Raw genomic sequence first — 15,056 nt, forward strand, 5'->3', positions numbered from 1 at the left:
TGTAGCTATAAACCAACTTGGTATCATAAGATGTTACGACAATCTTTGATCGCTTCATTTCTTGCAAAGTAAACAATTCTTATTGTATATATTTGCAGAAGCGTGAGCTTGCCCGCTTTGGCTGCTTCCGCGGAATAGCACTACCGAAAAAATGAATTGTACACACTGCACCACCGAGGTTAACCAAAACTACTGCCCGAGCTGTGGGCGGGCATTAAAACTGAAACGTATCAATGGGCATTACATCGTCCACGAAATCGAGCACATCCTCCATTTCGAGAAGGGTATTTTGTACACCGTCCGCGAATTACTGATCCGTCCAGGGAAGAACATCCGACAATTTATTACGGACGACCGCAGCCGGCTGGTGAAACCGGTGATCTTTATTATTATCACCTCTTTAATCTATTCCCTGATCAATGGCTTTTTCCATATTGAAGATACCTATATGACATACGATGGTGCGGCAGACAGCAGCATGATGTCTATCTTTGCATGGATACAAAGCCATTATGGCTATGCTAATATGATTATGGGTGCCTTTATTGCACTATGTTTAAAGCTCTTTTTCCGGAAGTATCCCTACAATTTTTTCGAAATCCTGATTCTGCTCTGTTTCGTGATGGGTGTCGGGATGTTGATATTCGCCCTATTTGCACTGATCCAAGGCCTCCTGCATTACGAATTGATGGGAATTGCCGGCATGTTGGGCTTCATCTATTGCACCTGGTCCATCGGTCAGTTTTTTGATGAGAAAAAGGCAGCAAGCTATGTCAAGGCATTGGCCGCTTACCTCTTGGGAGCGCTCCTGTTCATGATCGCCGCCCTTATCTTGGGTATCACGATCGATGCATTTATCGGGCATTAACATCCCAAGAACCATTGTCCACCCTACCTAGCCGACTGCCAATAAGCACAGTTATGGCAGTTGTTGACAGATGGAGGTATAGATCAATTGACAGCAATTAAACGAAACGATACCCTTTCTATTGCTCCTAAATCCTATTGCGGAAGTCCTTTCTTGGATTTTGCATAAAATTGCTTTGGATCGTTCCCGGTAAAAACTCCCTCGAGGAGGAACAGTCCATTTAGGCTCCCAAGTATTAACGAGTTCCTCCGTTTGCTCATTGAAGCAATGTCTATTATTACTCAGAAAGCTTAAAAAGCGCGCTTTTTAAGCTTTCTGAGCGTTAGAATATGGTCCGCAAGCTAATGCGGCACTAAGAATTATTCCGCCGAAACTTTCACGACATAACGTGTCCTTATATTGCTCGCTGAGATGACGAGTGTATCCGTGCCTACAGCAAGTCCCGTGAACATATTATCTGCAGATACCGTCGCTATACCACCTGCTGAAAAACTATATTGAACTTGGGTATTAGGATAGTTCCGCGGCATAAATATCGGGGTGATCTGTATGGACTTACCCTTTGCTACGGTCAATTCCATTTGATTTGCTGCTGTATTGAGTGTGGATTCTTTGATACTCAAGGAAAGCAGCGCGTTTGAGTCGCTTTTTTTACATTGCACAAAAATCCAGGAGGCGAGCAAAGCCCACACTAAACAATAGGTGTGTTTTTTAATAATTTTAAATTTCATAACAATCTAATTGCTGCATGATTAACTAATTAATTGGCTCCCTGCCAGCCATCATTTTGTATTAATTTGGGATTTAAGGTAAGATCGTCCAAAGGCAGTGGCCAATAATACCGCTTGTTATCCCATGGAAGCGTTCCGTTTGCGATATTTGGGCTTCTTGGGTAAGCAATAATAAAACCTTCAGCATCTAGAAAAACATCTCTGTTAAGTACTTCCTGTACAGCGATGATGGGTTTGGCCGTATTTGTTCCGTTGTACAAAGCCTGCTTCTGTTCTGTGAATTTAATACCGCGCAACGGAACAGTAAACAGATTTCCGGCTTTCCAGCGCATTAAATCTTCATATCTACGTCCTTCTACAGCTAGCTCCACACGTCGTTCCCGTCTGATTTCTCGAAGCAGCGGTGACACCGTGTAGTCCAATTTTTGGCGGTAAATGTCATCCAACCGCGGATCTGCAGGTTCATTGCCTAGCACCAATCGACTATTCGGGTATGCGGAGAAGTCGAATCCAGCCCGCGCACGCAACAGATTGATCGTGTTGTCAATATCCGCTTGAGTGATCGTCCCCAGTATAGCTTTTGCTTCCGCGTACATCAACAGCACCTCCGCATAACGAAACTCGATGGCCGTCTGACGACCCAAAGTGACCGCTTCGTTCTCTGTACGATCCGCCATGAAATGCTTGACAATGGCGTAACCAGTAACAGTAGATTGCCCGACGTTATATCCAAGACGTGGATACATCACGCCGTTTTCCTCTATATCGCTAATGCCCGTATTTGGGTTAAAAATTGTTCTGTACTCTCCTGGGTAATTGACCGTTTGTTTCAATCGTGGGTCCCGATTGTTTAGTTCTCGCCAATCCGCTCCTTCATAGCCCAAGAACAGTGGATTGGAAACGTAACTGCCGGGAGAACCACCGGTGTATATCGGCCTTCCATCTATACATAGGTATTCATCAATCATCCCCTTGGTTGCTCCACCAGCGGGACGAGAACCGACGTTATTGTTTTGACTCCAGTAGCGCTGCGTAGCGTGTCCGACGATAACACCGTCATATGTACGGGCCAAGATTGCCTCTCTATGATTATCAGCAATTGGATTTTGCTTGAATGTAAACAACCGATAGTAAGGGTTATCCCCTTGGTCGTACAATGCATAACGCCCCGAGGATATCAAAAACTGACAAGCTTCGACGCACTCCTGCAGCAACGACCGCGCCGACGAGGAGAGACCCAAATCGCTATGGTACGTTCTGAAGGATCCCTCAAATAACGCTATTCGAGCTTTCAAGAAGGCTGCCATGTCTTTATTTACGCGACCGTGTGGTTGATTTTCTACAATGGGTAGCTTTTCAAATGCTTCATCGACTATTTTCATCAGCGAATCCACAACAACCGTACGACTATCCCGCGCTCTAAACAGATCTTCGCTGTTTACGTTTAAATCTGTGGTAAGCCACGGCACATCGCCAAACAACACCAATTTTTTGTAATAATCCATCGACTTAAAGAACAGCGCTTCACCAACATATCTGTCCAATCTCCTGATATCGTTATTGACAGCAGGCAAGGCATTGATGTAGTTTCGCAAGAAATAATTGACGGCTCTGAGGTCTTGCCAAGCCCAGCCCACGCTAGATCCTGTAGCCGGTGTCTGGAAGGAGTTATCCAGCCGTCCATTGACATTCCCGCGCGCCACCAAATTGTCGCTCATAAAATCTCCGGCTAAGATTGGGCTACCGTTTAAGGTCCAAGGTGCGACATTCGCATCAGCCCAAGCGTTCAAATGTCCTTTAATGTACCTATTGTACATCCCGTTGAGGTAAATATTCAATTCGCTTTCTGAGGTCAAATCTGATCCCTCAACGATGTTCTGCTGGGGATTTTGCTGCAAAAAATCGCGATCACACGACACGAATCCGATAGATCCGATCAGCAGGCTTCCTATTATATGGTTAATTTTCATTTCGTACTGATTGTTTTTAAAATGCTAATTGTGCACCAATGGCAACTGTTCGCTGTAGGGGATATTGGGCAGATATCTGCTCGACGTCAAATATTCCCGGAATCTCGGTGAACTCAAATAGATTATATCCCGATAGGGTAAATCGTAGTCTATCCAGCCCAATTCTTCGCGTGATATTCTGATTCATTGTATATCCGAGGATGGCCTGTTTTAACCGAAAATAAGCTCCGTTAACCAAATAGTGGGTTTGAGGCTGAATAGGCGACATATACATGGGGTATTCAGCGTCCGTGTTGTCAGGCGTCCACGATCGGTCATACATCCAACGTGAGCCAGCACCTCCTCCCCAGTAAATGTTATGTGCGTTATTTCCAACGACACCATTTCCTATCCAAAGATCCCTATGCAAGATCCCTTGGAACATCAAGTCTAGGTCGAAGCTTTTGTAACGGACATTGCCCATCACGGCAAATCGATATCGCGGTGTGTTGTTACCAATGACACGCATATCACCACTGTTTTCTAAGGTTCTCGTGCCCCGATCTACCAATCCGTCTCCATTAATATCGCGATACCACACATACCCGGGAAACAAGTTGGGATTGATCCGGGTTTGGTTTGGGCCTGCAAAACTCCAGCTGCCATTTGGATTTTGGCTTTCAAAGTCGTGCTCTTGCAAAATGCCGCCCGTCTCAAATCCCCAAATTTCACCGATAGTCTTCCCCGTGTAGAGCAGTTCATTGCTACCGCGTACCAAAAGGTTAATATTATTGCCACCAAAGAATTTGACGGTCGTCAGATGGTCGGAAAGGTTGACACCAACCGAATAATGGATACCCGATTGTGTTTGGTTTCTGTATTGCAACTGCAACTCCATACCGCGTGTTTGCAATTCTCCTGAATTTACTAAAGGTGGTGTTGCTCCTAACAAGGAAGGATAAAGGGCGTCTTCGGTGGTCAGAATATCCCAAGTAGTTCGCTCATACCATTCGAATGTTGCGGACAGCTTTCGATTGAGAAAAGCAGCGTCAACACCGAAGTTTATACTCCTTGCTTTTTCAAACGTCAATTGCGGATGAACCAAACTTGGTGGGTTCAAAACGGTAACCTGTTGGCCGTTGATAAGATAGGTCGATTTCTCCGAACTCAATTGAGGCTGATAAGGATAAGCCTCACTAGGTTGATTGCCAAGTATACCATAACTGCCCCTAAATTTTAAATCATCTAACCAATTACTCGTAAACTTCATGAAATTTTCGTCTGCAATACGCCAAGCAGCAGAGATTGATGGGAACGTCACGAAGCGCTCTCTTGGTGTAAATTTCGAATGCCCGTCATACCGAATGTTCATTTCGATTAAGTAACGTTCCAAAAAATTATAACCGAGGCGTCCAAAAACAGCCCTTCCCGCTAGTGTGTAGGAGTCCGCACTGACCAAATGTAGGGTAGGATCTTCCGCTGCGTTTGGATTTTGCACATTAGGATTGATCAATCCACGGAAGGTATTGTTCAACGATTGGTAATCAACACGCTCCTGAAAAATCCCTACGATGGAGGAGAAATTATGCTTGTTAGCTATCGATTTTTTAAAATCAAAATAGATATTGGCCGTATACATATTCCGATTGGCGTTTTCGAAGTATGCCCTATGCTCTGCGGCTTCTGCTTGCTGTACAGTAGGTGTCCACGAATCGACCACTTGCGTAATCTTTGGACTGAACCTGTTCAACCGGTAATTTTGTGGCAAATAACCGATGTCGGCGCGTAGCTTTAAGGTATTCTGAATGATATTAAACTCAGGTGACACCACCAAGGACAATCGGCGGTCGTAGGACCTGTTTGTGGCACCATAAGATATCCAAGCCAAGATATTGTCGGTGTAGGTGTTCGGCAGCGGATCGTTGGGCCCGGTCCTGATGGGCATGTTAATGTTCTTGTTCGGCTCACCCATCATGGCCTGCCACAGGTTCCCCTTTCCTCCGACCAAATACGGTGCCGTATAGTTAGACTGATCGAAGGCAAATTTGAAATCGACATTGAAGTATTCTTTGACCCTGGCCGATACATTGATCAAAGCATTGTACCGTTTGAACTCATCCGTATTGATATTGAACATCCCTTCCTGATCCTGCAACCCTAGAGAGGCATAGTAGTTGACATTGCTACCCCCGCCACTCGTGCTGACCGTATGTTTTTGCATGGGTGTCCAGTTGCGCACCACTTCGCGGAACGGATTCATGTCACCTACCCACACAATGTTATTCCCGTCTAAAAACCAAGCATTTTCGGGCGTAGGGTTTTGCTGATACTTTTCAATCATCTCCAGTTTGCGAATCGCTGCAGTATTCGGCTGACCGCCGGTCCAAGTCGTGAAGTCCATCCCTGCCTTTTGCTGGGTGTATGCATCCAAAATATCCGGTAATGCAAGCGGCGTGTTAAAGTTGGCATCCGCGCTATACATGATCCGACCCTCTTGATTGAACTCACCACGTTTTGTTCGAACCAATATGACTCCATAAGCAGCCTTAGTCCCGTAGATTGCCGCGGCAGAAGCATCCTTAATAAACGACATGTCTAAAATATCGTTAGGATTAATTTGATTCAACTGCCCTGTGGTTGACTCTACACCATCAATCATGACTAGCGGTTCTCCCATTGCCGAACGATATTCCGTCGTGTTTGGTATACGTTCCATAGATGTGCCCCCCCGAAGGTTAAAATTTGGCGTAGTGTTTGGCGCTCCATTGCTAAAATCGACATTAAGGTTGGGAACAACCCCCTGAAGTGCCTGACCGATATTTGCGATCGGTCGATTTTCAAACGTTTCTTTGCCCACATGCGATACCGCGCCCGTGAGATTCACCTTTTTCTGTGTTCCAAACCCAACAACAACAACTTCTTCTAAAGAACCTGCTTCTGCGTTTAATTGCACCAAAGTAGCTTTTCCTACGGGAACCTCCTTGCTTTCAAAACCAACTGAAGTAAAGACAATTCGCGCATTTTGATCGGTTATGGTCAATGAATAATTTCCCTTAGCATCACTCATCGTACTATTTGATGTTCCTTTTTCCGTAACGGTCACACCTTCTATCGGTTTACCTTCGTTGGTTATCACGCGGCCATTGATGGTCGTTTGTATGCCGACTGAGATCGGAAGCGATGTGTGTATAGTCTTTGTCTCTGCATGTGATTGAGCCAAGGCGAACAGCGCGAGTGGGTAACAAAGAACACATCGCCAGCGCAAAGACTGGAATAACATAATTTTCTTTTCCATTTGATGATCTGTGTTAGTTACAATCCTTTATGTAAATAATAGCCATGAGGTATTAGGCCAAAATGGCGGGGACATACTTTTCTTAATTTTTTGTGCATCATATCTAGTTCTTAGTTAGTTCAATTATGTATCATCTGTCAAAGCACGATCGCTCGTGCAGTGTCACAGTACCAAACTTAGCCTTAGGCCCAAAGTCAAGCGGTGATAAACGCTTCCATTCTACTAGCGAACTCTTGTTGACAACTTGTAGGTTGTACAGGCTGCTTGTCCACTCGATTTATTTCGGTTACCGAGATAAAGCTGAAGAAAAATATTCAATAGCAAAACACCTGAAAACGAAGCAAACGATTGCACGCATAACGAAATCGTTTTCGCTCAAAACAAAAATTCCATCGAAAGACAATGGATCACTTTTCATCATATAACATAAACTTCATCCCTCCCTGTTCAAATTTTCGTAATCGAAACAGCCATGACAACGGTGCCAAGGGTCTCCTAAATAATAAGAGAAGATCAGGTAACGCATATCGAAAACAGGCAAAGCTGCATAAATCAAAAAAAGTAGCAGTAACTGGCACATTATTTGTAGCTGAATCGGTATTCATAATTAGGTTAATAATTGGTTAGTTAGTAAAAATCCTGAAGCTCCCCGCTTCAGGATTTTTTTTTAGCCCATCGCCTTCTGCGCAAAATGCCACCAAAAAAATATGATAAGCAATCGGCGAGATCATACACTTCATTATATTCTTCAGCAAGTACCGTTGAGTTTGTCGCCTCATTTCAGCGAGATCCACTTGTTCGAAGATGGACAATCTTTTGTCCGGTATCGGACAGCTAGCCATACCAACAAAAAACCTAACCAACTCTTAATCCGTCGGTTACACTTTTTGGCAAGGCCGTTGCATCCTTCTTTGCAGATGGACGATACGCCCAATGCATGCGGAGCCCAGCGGTAGAGATTTCACCGACGAAAGCGCCGCATTGACCGAGAAACAGCGGCAATCCATCTAATAGGTCTTCATCAGCAGGCGGCAGCGCAGTACTTTTGAGGTATCAACTAAGAAATAAAACAATTAAAAATAAAATAGAAACATCGCCATGAAAAAAACATTAACAACCATCGCAGCAGCCATCATCATGATCAGCTCATTCTCTTCTTTCGCAGCAGAGAAAACCAATCCTTTAAAGAACGTCGAATCCGGAAAGATTATCAACACCTATCTGGAGGCTACCACACTGGGCAGCGTCGAACTGAATAAATTCCTTTTTGCCGATGATTTCCAGTACAGCAACAGCGCGAACAACGACACGTTCAACAAGCGCGAGTACACCGCCTTTTTGAAAGCACACAAAGGCGTCAACTTCGACTGCAAGACAAGCTATGAGATCTTGGACCAAAGCGGAAAGGCCTGCATGGCAAAAGCGACGATGGTTTTTGAAAATTTCACCCGTGTTGATTATATCACCTTGAGTCAAGATCAGGATGGCTGGAAAGTAAGCAAAGTGGTTACAACCTACCCTTAATAGCATAGAGATTTTTGTTTCAATATCGCCATGTCGCGAGACATTGCATTGTTTAGTTTAGTTTATAAAGTCTGCCGCCTGGCAGACTTTGTTGTTTTTATCGAAACATTTAGCATCGCATGCACAAGGCGACATATCTTTGCTAGCTATACCATTAAACGTTTAACGGCCTTCCCAAATTTTGCCATAAAATTGTGCATATTGCCATGACAAATTTCTATATTCAATTTTTTAATAATACAATCGTAACGTGGCGGTGAAAAATCATCGGATTAATTTAGCTGATAGTGAGTTAGTCATCCTGATCAACAGGGGTGACCAGCGTGCATTTGATGAACTCTTTCTCCGCCATAAAGAAGCACTTTACATACACGCTTACCGTATGGTCGCAGACCATGAGCTTTGCAACGACATCATACAAGAAGTTTTCTTAGCCGTATGGGAAAGGCGTAAACAATGGCAAATCCAGACAACGCCATTGGCCTATCTTTATCGAGCGGTAAGAAATAAAATTCTAGATCACATCAGTCATGAACAGGTTGTCACACGATATATGGCCGAAATGGTAGATTTTGATGAAAACGGCCAGAATTTCACGGACGATTATATTTTAGAAAAGGAACTTCTTGCATTAATTGAAGAAATAAAGAACGATTTACCTAAAAGGACTAGGGAAATATTCGACCTTAATAAAACAGAAGAGCTTTCCTATAGAGATATTGCGCAAAAACTGGATATATCTGAGCATACAGCGAAAAAACAAGTGCACAACGCTTTGCGTTATCTGCGAACAAGGCTTTCTTCAGGCATCTTCTTTATATTTTTTCATATTTTCTTCCAATTGTAGTACTCCCTTTGGTCTGCATAACCGTCATATAAACAATTAACCGCTATACATATTGGCGAAACACCTACGGATATGAATGAACAGGAAATAGCAGATCTTCTTAATCGGTACCGCAACGGAGAAAACCTAAGCGCGGCAGAACGGCGATGGCTCGATAGTTTCTATGTGCACCAGGCTAAGAAATCGCAAAACTTCCTCAGTGATGAAGAGCTGCAGACGAACTTAGGGAAAGTAGAATGGGGTTTAAAAAGAAGCATCCAGCGGTCTAATCGCATCCGGCGAATAAACTATATCCGTATTGCCGCAGCGTCTGTGCTTGCGATCTTGTCGTTTGGATACCTTTTTTCCATAGGTTCTTTTGACCGCGAAAAGGTGATCGAACTATCCAACGGGCAAACGAAAAAGCTCGTCTTAGAAGACGGAACCACCGTCATCCTGAATGCATCCAGTAAGCTCAGCTATCCGAAAACATTCGAAAATGCCGCCCAACGCGAGGTTACCTTGGTGGGCGAAGCATATTTCGATGTGGCTAAGGATTCGAAAAAACCTTTTCGTATCCATACGCCGCGCATGGAAATCCGTGTACTCGGAACAGCTTTCAACGTTCGGGATTATCGGGAAGATAAAAGCGCAGAAACCTCGTTGGTCCGTGGGCGTGTTGAAATATGGAAAACGGGGATAACGGACAATAAGTTTGTGCTCGCTCCACGGCAAAAATTCGTAACTACAGAGCCCCCTCAGGCAAACGACCAGCACAACGTCAAGTCTTCGGAAATCGCATCCCCGAAGACCAGCAGCAACATACAGACCTTCGTCATTTCGGAGAAAGATGGACATGCGGTAGAAACGGAATGGATGCTAAAACGCATCACCATCCAAAATGAACCCCTTGCACAGATCGTGCGCAGGCTGGAGCGCATGTATGGTATCCAGATTACTATCCGGGACAAACGCATCGCCAATCAACTTTACTCTGCGACGTTCGATAACGAACGCATAGACAATGTGTTAAAAGGACTGCAGGCAGTAAGCCCTTTTCAGTATCGCACAGTGGCCGCTGGCCATATCGAAATCTACTAGCAGCACAATACGTACCCAAACAACATTATGAATATAAAATTCCCTAAACTGACCAAAACAGTGAGATTAGCCTTGCTGTTATCCTGTCTGAGCTTGCTCGATGTGGCAGGATTTGCCTATTCCCAAACAGAAAAAATAGACATTGCCGTGCGGAATGGCCAACTGGAAGATGTATTTAATGTGATTAACGCGCACAGTAAGTACAAGATGTTTTTCAGTAAAAGTATGCTCCCCGACAGGACGATCAACGTAGTAGGCAAACAGCTTACTGTCCAAGATGTGCTGCGAAGATCGCTGCAGCGCAGCAACCTCACTTGGGAAGTACTCGACGATGATATTATAGCAATCAAGGAAAAGCCGAATGCACAAAGCCGTGTCAGCGGTCAAGTTGTCAATGAAAACGGTGATCCCTTGGCCGGCGTGTCGATTGTCGTAAAAGATTTTCGGAAACCTGAGTACCGAAATATGCAGACCAGCACCGCTACAGACGCTAACGGTATTTGGGGACTGCTGTTACCGGATCCTGATGTCACCCTCTTATTTTCTTTTATAGGTTATCAGAAGATGGAAATTTCGGCAAAGCAGTTGATGGATGATCGGTCGCCCATTCGCTTGCTGCCCGAGCGAGGAAGCTTGGAAGAAGTGGTAGTAATAGGCTATGGTACGACAACGCGCCGTTTAAACACCGGCTCGGTAGCCTCGATCACGGCAAAAGACATCGAAACACAACCGGTGGGCAATCCGCTAGCAGCTTTGTCAGGTAGAATGCCCGGCGTACTGATTGCACAAAATAATGGCGTCCCTGGAAGTGCTGTACAGATCCAAATCAGGAATCAGGCCTCTTTAAGCGGAACGACCTCCGGTTCCATTCCGCTTTACGTTATCGACGGTGTCCCGTTTACCAACTTTAACGGCGGGCAACCGGCTACCGACAACCTGAATGCTTTCGGTATCTCGGGTGCTTCGGGTGGACTGAGCCCTTTCAGTATGGTTAATCCGGCGGATATTGAACGAATAGACGTACTGAAAGATGCTGATGCGACCGCCATTTATGGTAGTCGCGGGGCAAATGGCGTTGTATTGATAACGACGAAAAAAGGGAAATCGGGCCGTACACGCGTGGGCGTAAATTTCAATACAGGAACAACAGAAGTAAACAGATTTATCCCGATGCTAAATCTGCAAGATTACCTGGCCTTACGCCGAGAAGCCTTTGCGAATGATGGCGCAACAGCTACCTCATCCAACGCACCCGACCTCATCGATTGGGATCAAAACGCATCCACCGATTGGCAAAAACTATTGATCGGTAACACGGGACATATCACCGATGTGCAAGGCAATCTCTCTGGAGGAAACGAGCACACACGCTTCTTCTTCAATTCGGGCTACCGCAAAGAAAGCACCGTCTTTTATGGCGAAAGCGGCAACAATAGGTTTACATCCCGATTGAACCTAGACCACAGCAGTGCCGATAAAAAGTTCAACATCGCCCTGTCCGCCAGCTACGCAAACGATCAATCGAATATGCCCACATCGGATGTTACCTCGCTTTACAATTTGCCACCAAACTATCCGATTTACAATGAGGACGGCACCTATTATTGGCTGCCTTCCGCATTCTCTATAAATAATCCGATCGCGTTGTTGGAGCGAAAATACATCGGCAAAACCAACAACCTTATTAGCAACGCCAACCTAAGCTATAAGATCATACCGGGGTTGACCGCGAAAGCAAATTTTGGTTATACGATTACCCAGCTCAGTCAGAATAACCAAACACCTTCTACCAGTATAAATAATACAAATGCCAATGCGACGCGCACGAACCTGTTCGGATCTTCATCGTTTTCCAATACCAAGGCGCAGAACTGGATTATTGAGCCTACGTTAGACTACGTAAAAACGATCAGCCAAGGTAAATTGACCGCTTTGATCGGCACAAGCTTCCAGCAAAACTCGTCTACATCGCAAAGTATAAACGGTTCGAACTACAGTAATGATGCTTTACTGGGCGCGCTCAACGCGGCAGGCATGTTTAGTGCGAGCAACAACCTTGTTTATTATAAATATCACGCGATATTCGGAAAGCTCAATTATGATTGGCAAGAAAAATACCTTTTAAACGGGACATTTCGGCGTGATGGTTCCTCTCGATTCGGACCTAAAAACCGCTTTGGCAATTTTGGGGCGATCGGTTTAGGCTGGGTATTTTCAAAAGAGCATTTCATCGCGGAAAACATTGATTTTTTGAGTTTCGGTAAACTTCGGGGAAGTTTTGGAACGACGGGTAACGACCAAATATCCAACTATCTCTATCTACAACTGTATTCGCCATCCACGGCTTATCTGGGTAATGCAACGATGAATCTGTTAACCCTTCCCGATCAGTCCATACAATGGGAAACAACGCAAAAGCTGGAGTTCGCCTTGGATCTTGGCTTTCTGAAAGATCGGATCTTGCTCACCGCGAACTATTTCAGAAATAGATCCGGCAACCAGATAACGAGTGCGGCCATGCCAACACAAGTGGGCTACAACAGCTATACCACCAACCTTCCCGCATTGATACAAAACACCGGGGTCGAGCTGGAATTAAATAGCACCAATATTGCGAACAACGATTTCACGTGGAAGACCTCAACCAACTTCACCTTTTACCAAAACAAACTTTTAAAATTTCCAGATCTCGACAAGTCCTTCTTTGCCAGTAGCTATGTTGTTGGCGAGCCGATAAATCTCATTCGTCTGTATAACTTTTTGGGAGTCGATCCCTCTTCTGGGCAAGCTATATATGAAGATAGAAATGGGGATGGTGTGATTACGCCGGATGATCGCTACATAGCTGATATTGGAACGCCATTTTATGGCGGCTTCAATAACACCTTCACCTACAAACGCTTTGAATTGGGTGTCTTCTTCCAATTCAATCATCGCTTTGGTGCAACAAACATATTGAATACACGACCGGGCGCGATGGTCAATCAAAACGATTCTTGGCTGGGCCGGTGGACACCCGAAAATAGCGATTCTGCAATTCCCGGAGCAACCACAACAGCCGGAAGTCCATTGTATACATCCTACAACCAATACACGAGTTCCAATGCGATGTATGGTGATGCATCATATATCAAGCTTCGCTCGGTAAATATGGCTTACCAACTTCCTGCCAACTGGATTTCCAAAGCAAAAATGTCGAATTGTAGTGTTTTCGTACAGGGACAAAACCTGTTCACCTGGGCAAAAAACAAATACGTCTTAGACACCGAAACGACTGTCCAGGGCGGCCCTTCCGGTTTGGGTACCGGCACCATCGGCCAAGTGTTACCGCCGTTACGTACCCTAGTTTTTGGATTTAACTGTCAATTTTAAATATCACCATGAAAAAGATACTATCAACATATATATTGTCTGCAATCCTGCTTTCGGGCATATGCTTACCTACGTCGTGCGAAAAATTTGTAGAGTTGGGTGCTCCCCCAACACAGGTCGAGCTTGACGACGCTTTTCGAACCGACGCTTCCGCAAGAAGTGTCGTGCTCGGACTCTATGTCTCCACCGTTAACAGTAATATCTCCGGGACGACGACGTTCTATGCGGGGATGGCCGCAGACGATCTGCAATACAATGCGGCGGATCCGAGCTTGCTTGAATTTGGCAACAATGGATTGCTGAATACCAACAGCTATGTAAATAATTTGTGGGGAAGTCTCTATCAATTGATCAAGAACACAAATAACTGCGTTTATGGCTTGGAGAAATCGACGACGCTGACCCCCGCTGTACGAGACCAGCTTATCGGAGAAACGAAATTTATACGCGCATATGCCTATTTGTATTTAGTGAATCTCTACGGGCCTGTACCTTTACATATCAAGAGCGACCTCGAAGTATTTGAGCAAGTTTCTTTGGAACGCGCTGCGGTCGATCAGGTTTACAATCAAATTCTTACCGATTTAACCGATGCGGAAGTAAAACTCAACACGACCTACGAAGGCACGTTTCGGGCCCGGGTAAATAAACATGCCGCCAGCGCGTTGCTCGCTCGTGTCTATCTGTATAGGGGTGATCAGGAAAAGGCAGAAAGCTATGCCACTAAAGTTTTGCAAGCTAGCGATTACAGTTTGGTAGCACCTACAGCGAATTTTGTCAATGACAGCAAGGAGACTATCTTTCAATTAGCCAATCTCACGGGTATCACAACCTTCGGCACCAACTACATCACCTCAGCCACGGTAATACCCTCTTACACGTTGCCCGAGCGTGTTTACAACAGTTTCGAAACAGCACCCACAACTGATCTCCGAAAGAGCAATTGGATATCTCCAAAAACGGTTTCCGGCACGCCATACTATGCGGTCAATAAATACAAGTTATCTGCCGGCACCGGCAACGAATACCATATCGTATTACGTTTGGCCGAGCAGTTTCTCATCCGCGCAGAGGCGCGAGCCAACCGCAATAATCTGAGCGGGGCCAAGGCTGATGTAGATGCCGTGCGTAAGCGTGCTGGCCTATCAGGACTGCCTAGCGGACTCACGCAGGCACAAATGCTATCCGCAATTGAAACCGAGCGATTGCACGAGTTCTTCGGTGAATACGCTCACCGTTGGATGGACCTAAAGCGAACAAACCGCGCTACAGCCGTATTGTCACCGATCAAAACAAGTTGGCAAGACACGGATGTGTTGTTTCCGATTCCAAACGCACAGATCGTGATCAATGGAAAACTTACACAAAATGCAGGGTACGAGAATTAATC

General features: G+C 45.1%; 10 protein-coding genes. 7 read left to right on the forward strand and 3 right to left on the reverse strand.

The features are described from left to right. The first annotated feature begins 151 nt into the window (after positions 1–151). Complete coding sequence (locus IE165_RS04595) at positions 152–868, forward strand: DUF3667 domain-containing protein (protein WP_189625428.1); 717 nt, start codon at positions 152–154, stop codon at positions 866–868. 359 nt (positions 869–1,227) lie between these two features. Here the strand turns inward: IE165_RS04595 and IE165_RS04600 are convergent, their stop codons facing one another. The 3 genes from IE165_RS04600 to IE165_RS04610 all read right to left on the reverse strand — a co-directional run bounded on the left by IE165_RS04600 (position 1,228) and on the right by IE165_RS04610 (position 6,843). Beyond that, positions 1,228–1,491: an Ig-like domain-containing protein gene (locus IE165_RS04600; protein WP_189625429.1), complete on the reverse strand. Its 264-nt coding sequence runs from the start codon at positions 1,489–1,491 to the stop codon at positions 1,228–1,230. Between the two features lie 137 nt (positions 1,492–1,628). After that, the gene (locus IE165_RS04605) at positions 1,629–3,569 is read right to left on the reverse strand and encodes a RagB/SusD family nutrient uptake outer membrane protein (protein WP_189625430.1); all 1,941 of its coding nucleotides are present in this window, start codon (positions 3,567–3,569) and stop codon (positions 1,629–1,631) included. 16 nt (positions 3,570–3,585) lie between these two features. After that, a complete protein-coding gene (locus IE165_RS04610; RefSeq protein WP_189625431.1) occupies positions 3,586–6,843 on the reverse strand; it encodes a SusC/RagA family TonB-linked outer membrane protein in 3,258 nt (1,085 codons plus the stop codon). A gap of 707 nt (positions 6,844–7,550) precedes the next feature. On the opposite strand from IE165_RS04610, the gene IE165_RS04615 reads away from it, so the two are divergent. The 6 genes from IE165_RS04615 (at position 7,551) to IE165_RS04640 (ending at position 15,054) form a co-directional block, all read left to right on the forward strand. After that, a complete protein-coding gene (locus IE165_RS04615; protein ID WP_189625432.1) occupies positions 7,551–7,799 on the forward strand; it encodes a hypothetical protein in 249 nt (82 codons plus the stop codon). Between the two features lie 142 nt (positions 7,800–7,941). Next, complete coding sequence (locus tag IE165_RS04620) at positions 7,942–8,367, forward strand: nuclear transport factor 2 family protein (RefSeq protein WP_189625433.1); 426 nt, start codon at positions 7,942–7,944, stop codon at positions 8,365–8,367. A gap of 250 nt (positions 8,368–8,617) precedes the next feature. Next, entirely contained in the window at positions 8,618–9,214 is a 597-nt protein-coding gene (locus IE165_RS04625) for an RNA polymerase sigma factor (RefSeq protein ID WP_189625434.1), read from the forward strand. A gap of 72 nt (positions 9,215–9,286) precedes the next feature. Further along, positions 9,287–10,294, forward strand: a complete 1,008-nt coding sequence (locus IE165_RS04630; protein WP_189625435.1) for a FecR family protein — start codon at positions 9,287–9,289, stop codon at positions 10,292–10,294. Positions 10,295–10,321: 27 nt separating this feature from the next. After that, positions 10,322–13,666: a SusC/RagA family TonB-linked outer membrane protein gene (locus tag IE165_RS04635; protein WP_189625436.1), complete on the forward strand. Its 3,345-nt coding sequence runs from the start codon at positions 10,322–10,324 to the stop codon at positions 13,664–13,666. Positions 13,667–13,674: 8 nt separating this feature from the next. Continuing rightward, positions 13,675–15,054 carry a RagB/SusD family nutrient uptake outer membrane protein gene (locus IE165_RS04640; RefSeq protein ID WP_189625437.1) on the forward strand — a complete coding sequence of 460 codons (1,380 nt, stop codon included), beginning with the start codon at positions 13,675–13,677 and terminating at the stop codon, positions 15,052–15,054. Positions 15,055–15,056 lie beyond the last annotated feature (2 nt).

Source organism: Sphingobacterium griseoflavum (assembly GCF_014653155.1).
Taxonomy (GTDB): Bacteria; Bacteroidota; Bacteroidia; order Sphingobacteriales; family Sphingobacteriaceae; genus Sphingobacterium; species Sphingobacterium griseoflavum.